12 protein-coding genes and 1 pseudogene are annotated in these 17,989 nt (G+C 38.1%); 11 read left to right on the top strand and 2 right to left on the bottom strand.

Features of this window, described 5'->3' with window-relative positions; all coding sequences use genetic code 11:
- Nucleotides 1-1,168 precede the first annotated feature (1,168 nt).
- The 3 genes from gltB to AC1DOS_RS05090 all read left to right on the top strand — a co-directional run bounded on the left by gltB (nucleotide 1,169) and on the right by AC1DOS_RS05090 (nucleotide 8,489).
- Nucleotides 1,169-5,755, top strand: a complete 4,587-nt coding sequence (gltB, locus tag AC1DOS_RS05100) for a glutamate synthase large subunit (protein ID WP_477536610.1) — start codon at nucleotides 1,169-1,171, stop codon at nucleotides 5,753-5,755.
- Nucleotides 5,756-5,777: 22 nt separating this feature from the next.
- Nucleotides 5,778-7,265 carry a glutamate synthase subunit beta gene (locus tag AC1DOS_RS05095; protein WP_477536609.1) on the top strand — a complete coding sequence of 496 codons (1,488 nt, stop codon included), beginning with the start codon at nucleotides 5,778-5,780 and terminating at the stop codon, nucleotides 7,263-7,265.
- A gap of 222 nt (nucleotides 7,266-7,487) precedes the next feature.
- Nucleotides 7,488-8,489 carry an NADP-dependent oxidoreductase gene (locus AC1DOS_RS05090; RefSeq protein ID WP_477536608.1) on the top strand — a complete coding sequence of 334 codons (1,002 nt, stop codon included), beginning with the start codon at nucleotides 7,488-7,490 and terminating at the stop codon, nucleotides 8,487-8,489.
- 56 nt (nucleotides 8,490-8,545) lie between these two features.
- On the opposite strand, the gene AC1DOS_RS05085 is transcribed toward AC1DOS_RS05090, so the two are convergent.
- Nucleotides 8,546-8,971: a MarR family winged helix-turn-helix transcriptional regulator gene (locus AC1DOS_RS05085; RefSeq protein WP_108586853.1), complete on the bottom strand. Its 426-nt coding sequence runs from the start codon at nucleotides 8,969-8,971 to the stop codon at nucleotides 8,546-8,548.
- A gap of 112 nt (nucleotides 8,972-9,083) precedes the next feature.
- On the opposite strand from AC1DOS_RS05085, the gene AC1DOS_RS05080 reads away from it, so the two are divergent.
- Entirely contained in the window at nucleotides 9,084-9,491 is a 408-nt protein-coding gene (locus tag AC1DOS_RS05080; protein WP_477536607.1) for an organic hydroperoxide resistance protein, read from the top strand.
- 414 nt (nucleotides 9,492-9,905) lie between these two features.
- Here the strand turns inward: AC1DOS_RS05080 and AC1DOS_RS05075 are convergent, their stop codons facing one another.
- Nucleotides 9,906-10,574, bottom strand: coding sequence for a TraR/DksA C4-type zinc finger protein (locus AC1DOS_RS05075; protein WP_477536606.1), 669 nt, complete (start codon nucleotides 10,572-10,574; stop codon nucleotides 9,906-9,908).
- Between the two features lie 722 nt (nucleotides 10,575-11,296).
- Between AC1DOS_RS05075 and AC1DOS_RS05070 the strand changes: the two genes are divergently transcribed.
- The 7 genes and pseudogenes from AC1DOS_RS05070 (at nucleotide 11,297) to AC1DOS_RS05040 (ending at nucleotide 17,834) form a co-directional block, all read left to right on the top strand.
- Nucleotides 11,297-12,478 (top strand): ABC transporter substrate-binding protein, encoded by a 1,182-nt coding sequence (locus AC1DOS_RS05070; RefSeq protein ID WP_108586850.1) that lies wholly within the window; start codon nucleotides 11,297-11,299, stop codon nucleotides 12,476-12,478.
- 88 nt (nucleotides 12,479-12,566) lie between these two features.
- A complete protein-coding gene (locus tag AC1DOS_RS05065; RefSeq protein WP_108586849.1) occupies nucleotides 12,567-13,442 on the top strand; it encodes a branched-chain amino acid ABC transporter permease in 876 nt (291 codons plus the stop codon).
- Between the two features lie 12 nt (nucleotides 13,443-13,454).
- Nucleotides 13,455-14,405: a branched-chain amino acid ABC transporter permease gene (locus tag AC1DOS_RS05060; protein ID WP_477536605.1), complete on the top strand. Its 951-nt coding sequence runs from the start codon at nucleotides 13,455-13,457 to the stop codon at nucleotides 14,403-14,405.
- On the top strand, nucleotides 14,395-15,183 hold the full coding sequence (locus AC1DOS_RS05055) for an ABC transporter ATP-binding protein (RefSeq protein WP_108586847.1): 789 nt from the start codon (nucleotides 14,395-14,397) through the stop codon (nucleotides 15,181-15,183). The genes AC1DOS_RS05060 and AC1DOS_RS05055 overlap by 11 nt, the downstream gene beginning before the upstream one ends.
- A complete protein-coding gene (locus tag AC1DOS_RS05050; protein ID WP_108586846.1) occupies nucleotides 15,176-15,883 on the top strand; it encodes an ABC transporter ATP-binding protein in 708 nt (235 codons plus the stop codon). Before AC1DOS_RS05055 ends, AC1DOS_RS05050 begins: the two co-directional genes overlap by 8 nt.
- A 165-nt stretch (nucleotides 15,884-16,048) precedes the next feature.
- Nucleotides 16,049-16,693 (top strand): annotated as a pseudogene (locus tag AC1DOS_RS05045) (MFS transporter); the annotation flags it as partial.
- Between the two features lie 388 nt (nucleotides 16,694-17,081).
- Nucleotides 17,082-17,834 carry a hypothetical protein gene (locus tag AC1DOS_RS05040; RefSeq protein WP_477536604.1) on the top strand — a complete coding sequence of 251 codons (753 nt, stop codon included), beginning with the start codon at nucleotides 17,082-17,084 and terminating at the stop codon, nucleotides 17,832-17,834.
- Nucleotides 17,835-17,989 lie beyond the last annotated feature (155 nt).

Here is a 17,989-nt window from a genome sequence, read left to right as displayed (position 1 = left end):
GATAAGCATGTTGTAGAAGCGTTTGAAAAGGTCCTAAAAGAAGAGGGGAAAATTTCTGTCATCAGTTAAGAGATGGACTATGCAATGAATTATTTTTAGAATTGTCTATAATTTTTAGAAGCATTTAAGGAGCTAAAGACTATCTAGATGCATCCATCGCTCCCTTGCAACCTGCAAGCACAGAGTAATCTAGATTTGGTTAACTACAGAATAGATGGTTTCTTTATGTAAATGTTCGGCCGAAGATGCTATTTCGGCCTCTTCCTGCTTTTTAAGGAAACGAAAGAGTGCATTTGCGCCTAGCATGCCGCAAGAGTGTGAAGCATGAGACCAACAAGTATGTGTTTTTCATACTTGTTGGCTCATGTGGAACGTGCGGCAAGCGTAAATGTTCGATAAACAACAATATAGTTTAATAGAGCTGTTATTAATAAGAGGGAACCGGCTCCCTTTCCATGGACGAACAGGCAAGCCTCCTCACTCGTTCCTCGCTGTGGGGTCTTGCCAGCCCGTTTTTCCGCAGGAGTGTCGCCGATTCTCTAATTATATTGAGCCAATTGAAAAGCTATGTTAAAGGAAGCTGTTAATATTGAAGAGCAAACGTAAGAGTGCATTTGCGCCTAGCATGCCGCAAGAGTGTGAAGCATGAGACCAACAAGTATGTGTTTTTCATACTTGTTGGCTCATGTGGAACGTGTGGCAAGCGCAAATGTTCGATAAACAACAATATAATATAAAAGAGCCAAATAAAAAGGGATGTCCTCATCATAGGATATTCCTTTTTGTATTCTTAATAATATTCTTTTCTTCCCTTCCCGAAAATAGTAAAAACAATTGATCCTGGATATTTTAAGAACATTATAAAGCGAAGAATTAGAAATGTATAAATGATGTTTTTTAAAATATATTTAATGTTAAGAAATTTTAAGGTAAATGAGTAATAAACCTTGATTTTGCTTGCTATTTTCGATGTTCGAAGAGTGTTTTTATAAATTAGCGGAAGCGTTTTCATTCATATAATTAAATAAAAATACAATAAAATTATGTCAGAATTTTATGTTAAAGTGTATTTTATGATATAATTATTCAAAATTGATAGTGAACTGTGAAGAATCCCTTCATGAAAATGAACCAACTTTCAACAGATTACTAGAGAGGGGACGTTGTCATGTCAAAGAATGGATACCCTGTTTCACAAGGCTTATATAGTCCTGAGCAAGAGCATGAAGCCTGTGGGATTGGAATGATTGCAAATATTAATGGTAAACAGACACATAGCATCGTTCAACATGCGATTACCATCTTATGTAACATGGAGCATCGAGGAGGCCAATCTTCGGATACAAGTACTGGTGATGGAGCAGGTATTTTAACGCAAATTCCACATCGTTTTTTCAAAAAACAGTGCGAGAAAGAAAACATCTATTTGCCTAGAGAAGGCGAGTATGGTGTTGGAATGGTATTTTTACCGAGGGATCACGATACTCGAATGAAAAGCAAAGATATTTTTGAGCGAATCATTGCAGAAGAAGGCCAAACATTCCTAGGGTGGCGTCCAGTTCCCATAAACGAATCATTTGTTGGGAAAGTGGCTTCAAAAACAAAGCCTTCGATTAGACAATTATTTATACAAGTAAGCGAAGATATAAAAACCCCACTGGATTTTGAGCGAAAGCTTTACATTATTCGAAAACGTATTGAAACAGAAATGGCAAGCATGAAAGGCTACGAAGATGTTTACATCAGTAGTTTATCTACCCGTACCATTGTCTATAAAGGAATGCTGATTCCCGAACAACTCGATTCGTTTTACATCGATTTAAATCATCCTGACTATAAATCCGCATTAGCACTTGTGCATTCCCGTTTCAGTACCAACACTTTCCCAAGTTGGAAGCGAGCACATCCAAATCGTTATACCATCCACAATGGAGAATTTAATACATTACGAGGCAATGTCAATTGGATGCGTGCACGTGAGCAAATGTGTGAATCGGAATTCTTCAATCGTGAAGATTTGCAAAAAGTGTTACCTGTCATCGATTCAGACGGCAGTGACTCATCCATGTTTGATAACTGCTTTGAGTTCTTACATCTTTCCGGGCGTTCACTTGCGCACACAGCTATGATGATGGTACCTGAGCCTTGGGCGAACGATAAGAACATCAAAGAAGAAAAACGCGATTTTTATGAATACCATAGTACGTTAATGGAACCATGGGATGGTCCTGCTGCACTCGTATTTACTGATGGAAATCAAATTGCAGCGTGTCTGGATCGCAATGGATTAAGACCGGCTCGTTATTATGTAACCAAAAGCGGCATGATTGTTCTAGGTTCAGAAGTAGGGGCATTGGATATTTTCGCAGATGATATTGAATATAAGGAAAGATTAGCACCGGGTAAAATCCTTCTAATCGATTTGGAAAAAGGCACGATTATTCCGGATGAAGAAGTCAAACTTCAAATTGCGTCAGAACAGCCTTATAGAGAGTGGCTAACAAATATGACGGATTTAGAAGATATTCCAGAGGCACTCGAGCAACAACCAGTTCATGCGGGAGACCAGCTCTTAAAGCAACAACTAGCATTTGGTTATACACGAGAAGAATTAAATAAAATCATCAAACCACTTGTTACAGAAGGAAAAGATCCAGTCGGTTCAATGGGTTATGATTCTCCACTTGCAGTGTTATCGAAAAAGCCACAACTACTGTACAACTATTTTAAACAGTTATTTGCACAAGTAACGAATCCACCAATTGATGCGATTCGCGAGAAAATTATTACGATGACAGATACAACTATAGGTGCTGAAGGAAACTTAGTAAGCCCAAATCAAGACAGCTGTAAGCATATTCGACTTAAAACACCTGTGCTGACCAATCGTCAATTACAAAAAATTCGTTTGCAAAATCTAGATGGTTTCAAAACGGTAACGTTCTCTACGCTTTTCGAAGTAAAGATGAACGAAAATAATATGGAAAATGCTCTCGATAGCTTGTTTGTTAAAGCTGATAAAGCAATAGAAGAAGGAACAACCTTGTTGATTTTATCTGATCGAAGTGTGTCAGAACATCAAGCAGCTATTCCAGCACTTCTTGCTGTTTCTGGTCTACATCATCATTTGATTCGACAAGGAACCCGTACAAAAGTAAGTATTTTACTTGAATCTGCTGAAGTGAGAGAAGTACATCACTTTGCGACGCTACTGGGTTATGGGGCAGAAGGAATTAATCCTTACCTTACATTTGATTCTATTCGCGATTTGATTGATAAAGGTGAAATCAACATCGATTCATTCGAAAAAGCGGTTGAGAAGTACATTTACTCAGTAACAGATGGCGTCATAAAAATCCTCTCTAAAATAGGGATTTCAACGATTCAAAGTTATCGAGGAGCTCAAATTTTTGAAGCAGTAGGCATTCATATGGATGTTATCGACAAATATTTCACACGAACATCTTCACGTTTAGGCGGAATTGGTATCAATATGATTGAAAAGGAAGTGCTAATGCGTCATGAGGAAGCATTTGGTGAAAATCGAGGAAGCAATCAAACACTAGATTCGGGAGATGAATTCCAGTACCGTGCAAACGGCGAAGATCATCAGTACAATCCGAGTACGATTCATACCCTCCAACATGCTTGTCGAACAAATAACTATGAAGTCTTTAAGAAATACACGAAAATGTTGACGGATGAAACGACAAACTTGCAGTCACTTCGAGGACTTTTGAAATTTAAACAGCAACCATCAGTGCCGATTGAAGAGGTAGAATCGGTTGAGGCTATTTGTCGACGCTTTAAAACCGGTGCTATGTCATATGGGTCGATTTCAAAAGAAGCACATGAAGCTTTAGCTGTTGCCATGAACCGTGTCGGAGGTAGAAGTAACACGGGTGAAGGTGGAGAAGATATCGATCGATTTACACCAGACCCAAATGGCGATTCGAGACGTAGTTCTATCAAGCAAGTAGCGTCTGGTCGCTTTGGTGTGACAAGTCATTACTTGGTCAATGCAGATGAGATTCAAATAAAGGTGGCGCAAGGGGCTAAACCAGGTGAAGGGGGACATCTTCCTGGGAAAAAAGTGTATCCATGGATTGCAGAAGTGCGTGGTTCAACCCCTGGTGTGGAATTAATTTCGCCACCACCACATCACGATATTTATTCTATCGAAGATTTAGCTGAATTAATTTTTAATCTGAAAAATGCCAATCCAAGAGCACGTATTAGCGTCAAATTAGTATCTGCTGTAGGTGTTGGGACGATTGCAGCAGGTGTTGCAAAAGGAAGAGCAGACCTTGTATTAATTAGTGGTTATGACGGTGGAACAGGCGCTGCGCCTCGAACAAGCTTGAAGCATACGGGATTACCGTGGGAGATTGGTTTAGCTGAAACTCACCAAACGCTTCTGTTAAATGGTCTCCGTGACCGTATTGTCATTGAAACAGATGGCAAAATGATGACAGGAAGAGACGTGGTTTTAGCTACATTACTAGGAGCGGAAGAGTATGGATTCTCAACAGCACCGCTTGTTGTTCTAGGCTGCGTTATGATGCGCGTCTGTCATATGGATACATGTCCAGTTGGTATTGCGACTCAAAACCCTGAGCTACGTAAGAAATTCACTGGGGATGCAGAACATGTTGCCAACTTTATGCGTTTTATTGCAACAGAAACAAGAGAGCTAATGGCTGAACTTGGTTTTAGAACGATAAACGAAATGGTCGGGCGTACAGATGCACTTGAAGTAAATGAAGCAATTGATCATTGGAAAGCGAAAGACATCGACCTTTCAGCCCTACTTTACTCACCAAACCTGCCAGCTAAAGTAGGACGTTATCATACTCGTGATCAAGATCATGAATTAGAGAAAACGCTCGATTTCCAAGAGCTAATTCCAATCTGCAAAAACGCGATTGAAAAACAGGAACCAGTTGAGTTTACAACGGCCATTCGCAATATTAACCGTGTTACCGGAACGATGCTCGGTAGTGAAATAACAAGACGTTACGGAGAAAAAGGATTGCCTGAAGATACGATACGATTAACACTTAAAGGATCAGCTGGTCAAAGTTTTGGTGCATTTATTCCCCGGGGAATAACTCTGAGATTAGTCGGAGATTCAAATGACTTTGTTGGAAAAGGGTTGTCTGGTGGGAAAATAATTGTTCATCCTGACCCAGTTGTTACTTTCCAACCTGAGAAAAATATTATTATTGGGAACGTGGCTTTCTATGGGGCTTCCGCTGGTGAAGCATACATTCAAGGCATTGCAGGAGAGCGTTTCTGTGTACGTAATAGTGGAGCCAACGTAGTAGTTGAAGGCGTAGGTGACCATGGCTGTGAGTATATGACGGGTGGAAAAGTTGTCGTTCTTGGTTCAACTGGACGCAATTTTGCTGCAGGGATGTCGGGTGGTATCGCCTATGTCTTTGATGAAGACGGTACATTTAGTTCAAAATGTAATGCAGAACTTGTTCTTATTCAACCTATAGAAAATCCAGAAGAATTAAAAGACGTATACAACATGATTGAAAAGCATGTTGACTATACAAATAGCGGGCACGGCAAGCGTATTTTAACTTACTGGGAAAAGTATTCTTCGCAATTCGTTCGTGTTATACCAAAATCATACTTGAAAATTAATGATCGAATTAAAACTCTTCAAGATAGCGGTTTAACAAAATTTGATGCGCAAATGACTGCGTTTGATGAGAGCAACAAAGAATTGGCAGCAATAAAATAATCACGACAACAGGAGGGGTGTAATGGGAAAGCCAACGGGATTTATGGAGTATGCACGTCAATCGCAACTTGAACGTGATCCACGTAAGCGATTAAAGGATTGGAAAGACTACACGTCGCCGATGTCGGAAACAGAAATTAGACAACAAGGTGCACGTTGTATGGATTGTGGTGTCCCTACTTGTCAAACCGGTACTGAAATTAATGGTGTGACAACAGGTTGTCCAGTGTATCATTTGATACCAGAGTGGAATGACCTCGTGTATCAAGGACAGTGGAAAGAAGCATTGAAGCGTGAACATGAGATGAATAATTTCCCTGAATTCACAGGTGCAGCGTGTCCTGCACCGTGTGAAGGCGCGTGTGTCCTTGGTATTAACGAGCCTCCTGTTGCAATCCGCACAGTTGAGCGTGCCATTATTGAAAAAGGCTTTGAAGAAGGTTGGGTCATTCCTGAGCCACCAGAAAGACGAACTGGCAAAAAAGTGGCGGTCATTGGCTCTGGACCTGCTGGACTCGCAGCGGCAGCGCAGCTCAACAAAGCGGGCCACTGGGTCACCGTTTTTGAACGCAACGATCGTGTAGGAGGTCTTTTAACTTATGGGATTCCTGAAATGAAATTACCATATGAAATAGTTCAACGTCGTGTTCAACTTCTTGAGAAAGAAGGAATCACGTTTGTTACAAATACAGAAGTAGGAAAGAACTACCCTGTTAAAAAGCTCAATCAAGAATTCGACTCCACTATTTTATGTGGAGGTGCAACGATTCATCGTGATGTTCAAGTGGAAGGTCGCGAGCTAAAAGGTATTCATTACGCTATGGATTTCCTCCATGCCAACACGAAAAGCTTGCTTGACTCCAACCTTAAAGATGGAATGTACTTGTCGGCTAAAGGCAAAAATGTGATTGTCATAGGTGGAGGAGACACAGGTACGGATTGTCTAGCAACCGCAGTCAGACATAATTGCCAAAGCTTAACGCAGTTTGATATTTATGATCAAAAAGGATCCATCCGGGATGAACTTGGAAACCCGTGGCCTCAATACCCGGTGATTCACCGTATCGAGTACGGTCAAAAAGAAGCAGCGAGTAAATTTGGTGAAGATCCACGTGCCTATGCTGTTCAAACAACCAAATTTGTTGGCGATGACAATGGTCATGTAAAAGAAGTACACACAATTAATGTAAAACTTCGGATCGACCAAGAAGGTAATCGTATCCGTGAAGAAATTCCGGGAACAGAAAAAATATGGCCAGCAGAAATGGTCTTGCTTGCAATTGGCTTTAGTGGTCCAGAACAAGGACTTCTACAACAGCTAAACATTGAAACAAACGCCAACTCTACGGTTAAAGCAGAGTATGGAAAGTATGTGACCAATGTAGAAGGGGTCTTTTCAGCTGGAGACATGCGTCGTGGCCAAAGCCTTATTGTGTGGGCAATTAACGAAGGACGTGAAGTAGCGAGAGAATGCGATCGTTATCTGATGGGCGCGACAGTATTGCCTTAGGAAGAGCGGATTATCTATTCCACTCTCAATGATGAATAAAGTTTCAAAAAAAGCATCTTGGAGGTCATCCAAGATGCTTTTTTTGGTAATCACTAAATGGCCTTTAGAAATCGAGTGCATGATAGGTTTGAATGATTGAACGATTAAAAACGAGCGTATTGTTTTTTATAGGAAACACGGAAAACTATATTCTACTTCAGATTTTGATAAGGATGATACTGAATGAAAGCTATGGTTATTAAACGATATGGAAAAGATGTCCCATTGCAGCAAGTAGAAGTACCAATTCCAACAATTGGAGAAAAAGACATTTTGGTAGAAATTTATGCAGCGAGCATCAATCCCGTTGATTATAAAATAAGAGATGGGAAAGTAAAAATGCTTTTGACGTATCAAATGCCGTTAATAATAGGAAATGATTTTTCAGGAAAAGTCTTAAAAGCAGGAGCTAAAGTTACGAATTTTAAGATCGGTGATGAAGTATATGGAAGGCCGCGTAAGACTCGTATTGGGACATTCGCTGAATACCTTTCCGTACATGAAGATGACGTTTCGCTAAAACCAAAGAATCTAAGCTTTGAGGAAGCGGCGTCGCTGCCCTTAGTGGGACTAACTACTTGGCAGGCTTTTCATGAAATACTGAAACTCAAACCTGGTCAAAAGATTTTGATTCATGCCGGGGCTGGTGGTGTGGGGACATTTGCCATTCAACTAGCGAAACAAATGGGTGCATATGTGGCGACTACAGCAAGTGATGAGGGCTATGAACTGGTGAAATCACTCGGTGCGGATGAAATCATTAATTACAAACAGCAAGATTTTGAAGGAATCTTAAAAAATTATGATGCTGTCTTTGATACATTAGGTGGTGAAACTCTTGAGAAATCGTTTACTGTGTTGAAAGCTCAAGGGAAGATTGTTTCAGTCTCGGGATTGCCAAATCGAAAATTTGCCATTCAAAACAATTTAGGTCTATTGAAAACCATTTTATTTTCCATTGTTAGTAGAAAAATGACAGCGTTGGAGAAAAAACATGATGCAACATACCATTTCTTATTTATGAAGCCAAGCGGTGAACAACTATCTCATATAAAAAAACAGGTCGAAGAAGGAAAAATTCGTCCGATCATCGATCAGATTATACCCTTTGAAGATGCTCAAAAAGCCATTAATTATGTAGAAACAGGAAAAGCAAAAGGGAAAGTGGTTTTAAAAATGAAATAATAAACGAAAGGATCAACTGAATTTATCAGGTTGATCCTTTTTCAATAAATCACTTTCTACATATTTAGCTTTTGACTTAGTTCGTCTAGCATCCCTTTATATCGTTTATACTCGTCGTCGGTTAGTCCAAGAACCCTTTGGATTTGCAATGGGATGGAGGCCGCTTGCTCCCGCAATGAGTGTCCTGCATCTGTGAGTTTAATTACGAGCTCTCGTTCATCTAGTTCGTTACGTGCTTTTTCAATATAACCGGATTGAATAAGCTTATTTAATAGAGGGGTAAGAGTACCGGAATCTAATTGTAATCGTCGGCCAATCGCTTTTAAAGGTATTCTGTCTTGTTCCCAAAGCACTAGCATAACTAAGTATTGTGGATAGGTTAGGTTGAAAGGTGCAAGAATGGTTCGATAGCGTTTACTGATTTCTTTTGAAATGGCATAAAAAGGGAAGCATAGTTGGTTCGATAAATGTAATGGATTCATAGGAAATATCCTTTCTTAAAACAAGATAGTTGTAATCTCAAATTAGATTGTATACAATTTAATAGTACACAATCTAATAGGGTGACACAATAATGATGAGGAGGAATATATAATGAAAAAATTATTTACAGCAACAGCGACAGCAGTGGGAGGTCGTGAAGGACGCGTTCGTTCACAAGATGGTGTAATAGACGTTGCGCTAGCTATGCCGGGTGTGAAAAAAGAGGCGACTAATCCAGAACAACTTTTTGCTGCGGGCTACTCTGCTTGTTTTGATTCAGCATTAAATATGGTCTCTCGACAGGAAAAAATTAAGCATGGCGGATCAGAAGTTACTGCTCATGTCTCACTAAATCAAGGCACTGATGGCTACTCAATATCTGTCATACTTAATGTTCTCGTGCGAGACGTAGCAATCGAAGTAGCAGAGAAGCTTGTCGAGGCAGCACATCAAGTATGCCCTTATTCACGAGCTACAAGAGATAATATTATTGTAGAGTTAGAAGTCCGAACAGTATAGACATTATTTATGACAACATGCATACGACCAATCTAATCCTATTGTATCGTTAAACTTAAAATGACCCTACTTCGAATGAAGAAGTAGGGTCATTTTTTTCAAATTGGACTGACTTACATTAAGCTTCGGGTTGCTACAATGTATTAGAAATAACTAATCAAACAATAAATTGGGTTTATCAGTCCATTATATGGATACTTGTTATCACAACAAGTATTAATATTTTTGAAGGATTCCGTAAAGCTCGTAATTCTAAACAATCGTTATCAAACAGAATGTTTTCTAAGTAAAGCGATGGCTAGGTTGTTATTCACCTCCAAAAACAAGGTGAATCTGGAATAAAAAGAAAGGAAACGACCACAAAGATAGTATTCCTTTGTGGTCGTTTCCTTTAAATATCCATAAATGGTCAGTTTACAAGTAATCATTGCGTATAGCTTCTTCTTGTTCGGCGAGGGAAATTTCTTTGTTGTCGCCTCCAATACTGGTTATATGCAATGAATCCACTTCTTCATCCATACCTACTTCGTTCTCATCATCATATAATTCATTGAAATCAGCGTGATCACCTTCAAAATCCGATGGTGTTTCAGATGTGCCATACTGTGCGACTTCTTGAAAACTGTCTTCATAATCTCTAACACCGTCTCGTTTGTGACGTTCGGCGAAAGAGTTATCGTTTGCTGGGTGTAAAATTTGCTCTTCGGCAGGCCGATCCTGAGGAAGGGAATTCGCTGCATGGTCAATGCAGCGAGTCGTATAAGGTAAAGCTTCTAAACGCTCAAATGGAATGTCTTCGCCACAATCATCACAAACACCATACGTCTCATTTTTCATCGCTAAAAGGGCATTATTTACTTTTTCTAATTCAGAGTGTTCATGAACATGAATCGCCATATCTTTCTCACGTTCATACAGTTCTGTTCCTAAATCAGCAGGATGGTTATCGACTGTTGATAATTCGGCTGTCGTATCCCGAAGACTGCCTTGTTCTATGAACGCATTGTCCTCATGTCTTTCCAACTGAACCTTTTGTTCCAAAAGTAATTTCTTTAACGTTGAGTTTTGTTTTTCTGTAAGCATAGGAGATCACTTCCTTCAAATTTAATCAATCCTGTTTTTGACAAACAAGAGCTCCGTATATAGCTTTGACCAAATGTATGAATCTTAAAGGGAAAATGATAAAAAAATCTGATGGTGTTAATTAAATGAAAAGCACAACAAAAAAATTCATAAAAAATTATTTCCTTAGGTGGAATAATATAGTCTTTTTAATATTTTTTTACTCTTTTTTTGTGTTAAATAAGGTAATATTTTAGCAACCGAAATAATCCTAATATATATAATGTCGTTAAAAGCGCAAGTAAAAAGCAGCAAAAAATTGATAAGTTACACGATTGGAAAATGCCTTTCTTATTCAGGTTCACCTTGTAATTGCATATCCATTTGTTGGTTTATGCCATTACCTTTATTTGTGAAAATATAGTAATACGAGTGTAAAAGCGAGTCCCAGACCCCACTAGCATTAATAAGTATGTTGGCTATTAAACCTCTAAAGAAATAATTATTAATCCGAAATATATACTTGTTTTTCTTTTTGAAACGGCATATTCACATCAATTAATTTATGATTTTAATATAATATTTAGAAATATCTCAATTAACTAAAAATTAATATAGACTTAATAGTCTAATTGTTTTACAATACAATTGCTTACCATTAAAAAATGATAGTATCTGACTACTAGATTAAATGTAAATATGTGTATTTAGTTTTCAGAATTATCCAAAAAAGGGGATTTGTTATGATGAAGAGAAAGTTTACTCAACTGGCTGTGGTTTCTACATTATTAGCTAGTATATTAACTGGTTGCGCAGGTGAAGGTGGAAGTTCAAGTTCAGCTGGCGGAGATACCATTAAAATTGGTGCGAACTTAGAGTTATCTGGCGGTGTTGCTTCATTTGGATCTTCAATCTCAAAAGGGATCGACCTTGCTGTTGAAGAAATTAACAAAGATGGCGGAGTCGACGGTAAAGATATTGAAATTATTAAAGTAGATAATAAATCCGAAGGTTCTGAAGCAACGAGTGCAGCTATCAGATTAACAAGTAAGGACAAAGTTACAGCAATTATTGGTGCAGCTACAAGTGGTAACACAGTCGCACAAGCACAAATTGCAAATGATAATAAAACTATTCTACTTACACCTTCTGGTACAAGCCCTAACGTAACTGTTAATGAAGATGGTAGTGTTAACGAGTTTGCTTTCCGAACTTCGTTCATCGATCCATTCCAAGGAACAGTTGCAGCTAACTTTGCAGCAAATGAGTTGAAAATTAAAAACGTAGCCATCTACGCTGATAGTTCAAGTGACTATGCAAAAGGTCTAGCAAAATCTTTCAAAGAAACGTTTGAAGCAGCTGGTGGGAAAATTGTAGCTACAGAAGCGTACGTTACGAAAGATACGGATTTTCGCTCGACATTAACACGTATTAAATCAGCAAAACCAGACTTCATTTTCATTCCTGGTTATTATGAAGAAGTTGGTTTGATTGTAAAACAAGCTCGAGAAATGGGTATTGATGTTCCATTAATGGGTGCTGATGGTTGGGATTCTCCAAAATTAGTTGAATTAGCAGGTGCAGAAGCACTTAATAATACATTTATTACAAATCACTATTCTTCTGAAGATCCAGATGAGAAAATTCAAACATTCGTTAAGAACTTCTCGGATAAATATGATGGCGCATCACCAGACGCATTTAATGCACTTGGTTATGATTCTGTCTATTTGTTAGCAGACGCAATTGAACGTGCTGGAGATTTAGATACAACGAAGATTAAAGATGCACTTGCAGAAACGAAAGATTTAGCTTTAGTTTCTGGAAATGTAACAATTGATGAGCAACATAATCCAATCAAGTCTGCAACAATTTTAGAATACAAAGACGGCAAACAAGTCTTTAATACAAAAGTAAATCCTTAATGATCTGACTGAGATGGGAGGATGGAACAATCATCCTCCTATCTTATTTTTATTGGACTGTTGAGATTTAATAAAGGAGTGAGAATACATGGAATGGGTACAACAGATTATCAACGGAATATCACTCGGTAGCATCTATGCGTTAATCGCACTTGGCTATACGATGGTTTATGGAATTATTAAGTTAATCAACTTTGCCCATGGGGACGTATTCATGGTAGGGTCTTTCATTGGGTTTTACTCAATTACCGCGTGGGGACTTGGATTTTTCCCAGCACTATTATTGTCAATGGTTGCGTGTGCAGCATTTGGTGTCCTCATAGAAAGAATCGCCTACAAACGACTTCGAAATGCCACTCGGATAGCGGCCTTAATTACTGCAATTGGGGTTTCACTTCTTATTGAATACGGTGTCATATATGTTCGAGGAGCACAACCGGAAGCATATCCAGATGTAGTTCCTAATATTTCTTTTAATTTATTTGGAGCTCAAATTAGCAGTCAATCTATTTTAATCCTTTCTGTATCAGTAATACTTATGATAATTTTGCAATTAATTGTACATAAAACAAAAATTGGTAAAGCAATGCGCGCCGTTTCACATGATGTAGACGCAGCAAAATTGATGGGTATCAATGTTGATAATACGATTTCAGCAACGTTTGCGATTGGTTCAGCTTTAGCTGGAGCAGCTGGTGTTATTTTTGGAGTGTATTATACAAAAATCGAACCACTAATGGGAGTTATTCCGGGGTTGAAGGCTTTCGTTGCTGCTGTTCTCGGTGGTATTGGTATTATTCCAGGAGCAATGGTCGGAGGTCTTGTTCTTGGAGTGGTCGAAACAGTGGTAAGTGGCTTAGGGTTTTCATTATGGAGAGATGCAGCAGCTTTCATCATTTTAATTTTAATTCTAATTTTTAGACCATCAGGCATCTTTGGGAAAAATACACGAGAGAAAGTGTAGGTGAAGGGACATATGAAAAAGATAAACAGTTTCTGGTTAATTATTATTTTATCGATAGTGATTTATGGAGTAATCCAGTATCTCATCACTACAGGAATTTTGAATCAGTTTTATTCAAACACACTCATCTTTATTATCATTAACATAATATTAGCCGTAAGTTTACATTTAGTGATTGGGATTACAGGACAATTTTCAATCGGTCATGCTGGATTTTTAGCAATAGGAGCATACATATCGGCTATCGTGACAATGAAACTTCATCTACCTTTTTCTTTAGCAATCGTCATGGGTGGTTTGATTGCAGCGTTAGCCGGAATGGTCGTCGGGATTCCTTCTCTAAGATTAAGAGGCGATTATTTGGCAATTGCAACCTTGGGATTTGGAGAAATTATTCGAATTGTCTTTCTTAACATTGACTATGTTGGCGGGGCAGCAGGTATGCAAGTTTCTCAATTAACTACATGGACAACTTCTTTCGTCTGTTTAGTAATTACGATTATTGTGATTGTGAACTTTACTAATTCCAGACATGGACGCGCATGTATCTCTATACGAGAAAACGAGATTGCTGCAGATGCTATGGGGATAAATACAACTTATTACAAAGTGACAGCCTTTGTTATAGGGTCGTTTTTTGCGGGGGTTGCAGGTGCTTTATATGCTCATAATTTTTATATTATTCAACCTACGAACTTCACGTTTTTAAAATCATTTGATATTTTAATATACGTTGTATTAGGTGGGTTAGGAAGTCTATCTGGAGCAGTTATAGCAGCCGTGCTGTTAACGATTTTATCAACTTTCCTCCAAAGCTATCCCGAAACACGTATGATCATTTATAGTCTGATATTGATCATTGTTATGTTATATCGACCTAAAGGATTAATGGGAACACGCGAAATCACCGATTATTTTAAATCGTGGAAAGGTACGAAAGGAGACAACCAATATGGTAAGTAAACCTTTACTTCAAGTACAAAATGTAGGAATTCGTTTTGGTGGACTTAAGGCTGTCTCTGATTTCAACTTAGAAATCCATCAGGGAGAGTTAATTGGGCTAATAGGACCCAATGGCGCTGGAAAGACGACTAGCTTCAACTTATTGACTGGCGTATATGTACCAACTGAAGGTGAGATTTTGTTCAATGGAAAACGTTTGAATGGTCTTGCACCATATCAAGTAACACGTGGTGGGATTAGTCGTACGTTCCAAAACATCCGACTTTTTAATGAATTATCTGTGTTAGATAATGTGAAAGTTGCTTATCATTCATTAGCGAAGCATTCGATGTTTAGCTCGATTTTCCGTTTACCATCTCACTTTTCTGGCGAAAAAGAAATGGAAGAGAAATCATTAGAGTTTCTCAAGATTTTCGAATTGGATCAATACAAAGATGAGCTTGCCAAAAATCTCCCTTATGGAAAGCAAAGAAGATTAGAAATAGCCCGTGCTTTAGCAGCAGGACCTCAATTACTATTATTAGATGAGCCAGCAGCAGGGATGAATCATAAAGAAACACACGACTTAATGTCATTAATCGCTTTTGTTCGAGAAAAGTTCAATTTAACTATTTTATTAATTGAGCATGATATGAACTTGGTTATGGGAATTTGTGAAAGAATTTATGTGCTAGATCATGGTGTGTTGATTGCAGATGGGACACCTGAACATATCCGTAACCATCCTAAAGTAATTGAGGCCTATTTAGGAGAGGAGGTTCCAAAAGATCATGCTTAAAGTAGAACAATTAGATGTATACTACGGAAATATTCAAGCATTAAAAGGCATATCTCTAGAAGTTAATGAAGGTGAAATTGTTACGTTAATCGGAGCAAATGGAGCAGGGAAAAGTACTCTCCTAAAAACATTATCAGGATTAATTAAGCCAAAAGCAGGGCTTATCAACTACTTAGATTCTTCCATCTCAGGTAAGCCAGCTCAAAGTATTGTGAAAGCTGGAATATCTCATGTGCCAGAAGGAAGACGAGTCTTTTCAAATATGACAGTTGTTGAAAACCTAGAGTTGGGTGCTTATTTACGAAAAGATGCAAAGGAAATACGCAAAGATTTTGAGAAAGTATATGAACTTTTCCCTCGCTTATATGAGCGTCGGAAACAGTTGTCTGGAACACTTTCAGGTGGGGAGCAACAAATGCTTGCAATGGGAAGAGCCATCATGGCAAAACCTAAACTTCTTTTACTTGATGAACCTTCTATGGGTTTAGCACCTTTGATGGTAAAAACAATATTTCAAATTATTGAAGAAATCAATCGTGAAGGCACGACGATTTTATTGGTTGAGCAAAATGCCAACGTTGCCCTTTCCATTGCCGATCGAGGGTATGTGATTGAAACTGGGCGGGTAGTTGTTTCAGGACCTGCAGCAGAGTTACAAGCAAGTGAGCAAATTAAATTGGCGTATCTAGGTGGTATTTAATAAAATTCTTCAGGGAGTAGTTTAAAAACTACTCCTTTTTTTATTTTCGGTCAGGGCAATAGCTATATTTCCCTCAATTCAATCCAAACGTATGTGTGATATATAAATAAATAGAAAGAAATAAAATTTTCTGAAACCTGGATTAATAGAATCTGAGTGGGGTATAGAGAAGAGAGCGCTGGTACCATTCGAGCTCTCTTGAAACACCCGAAAGCGGTCCTGACAGTTGTTGGACTAACACTTGGAGGAACTGTTGCCTTCTATACCTACACAACATATTTACAGAAGTTCATGGTGAATACAGTAGGACTTGAAAAGGAAATCGTCAGCTGGATTAACTTTATTGCATTGCTTATCTTTGTCGTGTTGCAACCGCTAGCGGGCGCGCTGTCTGATAAAATTGGACGACGCCCTCTATTGATGACTTTTGGCGTCCTTGGAACCTTACTGACGGTTCCAATCTTCATAATCATGGAGAATACAACAAGTCCTGTAGTTGCTTTCTTGCTCATGATGGTAGGTCTCATCATTGTCACTGGTTACACTTCCATCAATGCGATTGTTAAAGCCGAACTGTTCCCGACTGAAATCCGTGCTCTTGGAGTAGGATTACCATATGCATTCACCGTCGCAATCTTCGGCGGAACGGCGGAATTCATCGCGTTATGGTTGAAGAACATTGGTCACGAATCGCTATTTTACTACTATGTAGCTGGCTGTATTTTTGTGATCTTCCTCGTATACTGGCGTATGGCTGAGTCTTCGAAGGTCTCTAAAATCGAAGCGGAACTGGATGTTGAAAAACGTTAGTATCGAGAAACATATTAATAGTACTCTGAAGAGAGCTTAAAGATTCGGCATTTGGAATGATGAAAAGAAAACATGAAAAAAATTATGAATAAACAGAGATAGCGAATTGAGACACATAAAAATCGAAATTCCTTTAGGCTGCAGTACTCCGAATTATTTTGGAGTCCTAGTAGCCTAATTTTTATTGCAATGACAAGTTTTCAAAGGCTGCTCAAGACAAAACTATATCGGATTCTTTTACAATAAACTTTGCGTGATCCGTCTTTTTAAAAGTGAAATGATTTTTAGAGGTTCTTCAACAGGTTTTTCCTTTCAATCTTCTGAATGCCGTATCTTATATGAATTGCATAAGATATACAAAGTACTTCAGAAGGGGGACTAAATAACGATGGGTTTATTTATTAATAACGAGAAGCATCCAGATGTTTATAAAAATAATGGACAAATTAATGATTCTAACCAAGGGTTCTATAGAAAGAATCAAATGTCTGACATGATAGATGAACAACAAAAAACAAATGAAACCTTACAACAATCACTTAATGAACTAAAAAGTTTTTATTACAAACAAACAAATAGACAAAACAACCGGTGGAAGTATCTTCAGTACGGGATAAGTGAACAAAGAAAATTGAATTATCAACATGAGAAAGTTGATAATCAGGTATTGGCCTGGTTAGAAAAATTAGATGAAAAAAATTCGACACTTCAAGTGACTCTAAAAGATGAAGTGATATTTAAAGAAGAAATGAAAAATTATATGGACACCTTGAACCATTCAAATTCCGAAGTGGTAAATAAGTTAGATAAATACGGATTGGCAAATGAGCAACTTGAATTAAAAGTGGATGAGCAACTAGATATGCAAAATCAGCTATCGCAACAAATTTCAAAGCAAGCTGAAACTCAACTGGAAGTTTTAAATCGCCTGGAAAATCAAGAGGCGTTGACGGAGAAGATAATAAGGCAAGTCGATTATTTCAGAGCTACTCTTTTTGAACGAACCAATTATCTATCTGAGAAAATAGATACTGGTTATAACTATGCCATAGCATACATCTCTAAATTAATGACAAGTAATGATCATTTGCCTAAACAATTAAAAATTAAACAAAAAGAAACTAAAGAAAATGGCAATTAAGATAACCTGAAATTAAAATAAAAGATCAAAGAAGAAGGCGTTACTAAGAAAAATGTAACGTCTTTTTTACATGGTCTCTATAAATTTTAGTGGCTTTGCAACATGTCTAAATTTTAAAGAAACAGAATCAAAAGATTGACAGTTGACTGGATAAT

This window comes from Paenisporosarcina sp. P5_A11, from assembly GCF_056400705.1.
This window is presented reverse-complemented; position numbering and strand designations above follow the sequence as displayed.

Excerpts from the sequence above, each read along its gene's own strand:
- gltB (WP_477536610.1), top strand. The coding sequence starts at position 1,169 with ATGTCAAAGAATGGATACCCTGTTTCACAAGGCTTATATAGTCCTGAG.
- AC1DOS_RS05095 (WP_477536609.1), top strand. The coding sequence starts at position 5,778 with ATGGGAAAGCCAACGGGATTTATGGAGTATGCACGTCAATCGCAACTT.
- AC1DOS_RS05090 (WP_477536608.1), top strand. The coding sequence starts at position 7,488 with ATGAAAGCTATGGTTATTAAACGATATGGAAAAGATGTCCCATTGCAG.
- AC1DOS_RS05085 (WP_108586853.1), bottom strand. The coding sequence starts at position 8,971 with ATGAATCCATTACATTTATCGAACCAACTATGCTTCCCTTTTTATGCC.
- AC1DOS_RS05080 (WP_477536607.1), top strand. The coding sequence starts at position 9,084 with ATGAAAAAATTATTTACAGCAACAGCGACAGCAGTGGGAGGTCGTGAA.
- AC1DOS_RS05075 (WP_477536606.1), bottom strand. The coding sequence starts at position 10,574 with ATGCTTACAGAAAAACAAAACTCAACGTTAAAGAAATTACTTTTGGAA.
- AC1DOS_RS05070 (WP_108586850.1), top strand. The coding sequence starts at position 11,297 with ATGATGAAGAGAAAGTTTACTCAACTGGCTGTGGTTTCTACATTATTA.
- AC1DOS_RS05065 (WP_108586849.1), top strand. The coding sequence starts at position 12,567 with ATGGAATGGGTACAACAGATTATCAACGGAATATCACTCGGTAGCATC.
- AC1DOS_RS05060 (WP_477536605.1), top strand. The coding sequence starts at position 13,455 with ATGAAAAAGATAAACAGTTTCTGGTTAATTATTATTTTATCGATAGTG.
- AC1DOS_RS05055 (WP_108586847.1), top strand. The coding sequence starts at position 14,395 with ATGGTAAGTAAACCTTTACTTCAAGTACAAAATGTAGGAATTCGTTTT.
- AC1DOS_RS05050 (WP_108586846.1), top strand. The coding sequence starts at position 15,176 with ATGCTTAAAGTAGAACAATTAGATGTATACTACGGAAATATTCAAGCA.
- AC1DOS_RS05040 (WP_477536604.1), top strand. The coding sequence starts at position 17,082 with ATGGGTTTATTTATTAATAACGAGAAGCATCCAGATGTTTATAAAAAT.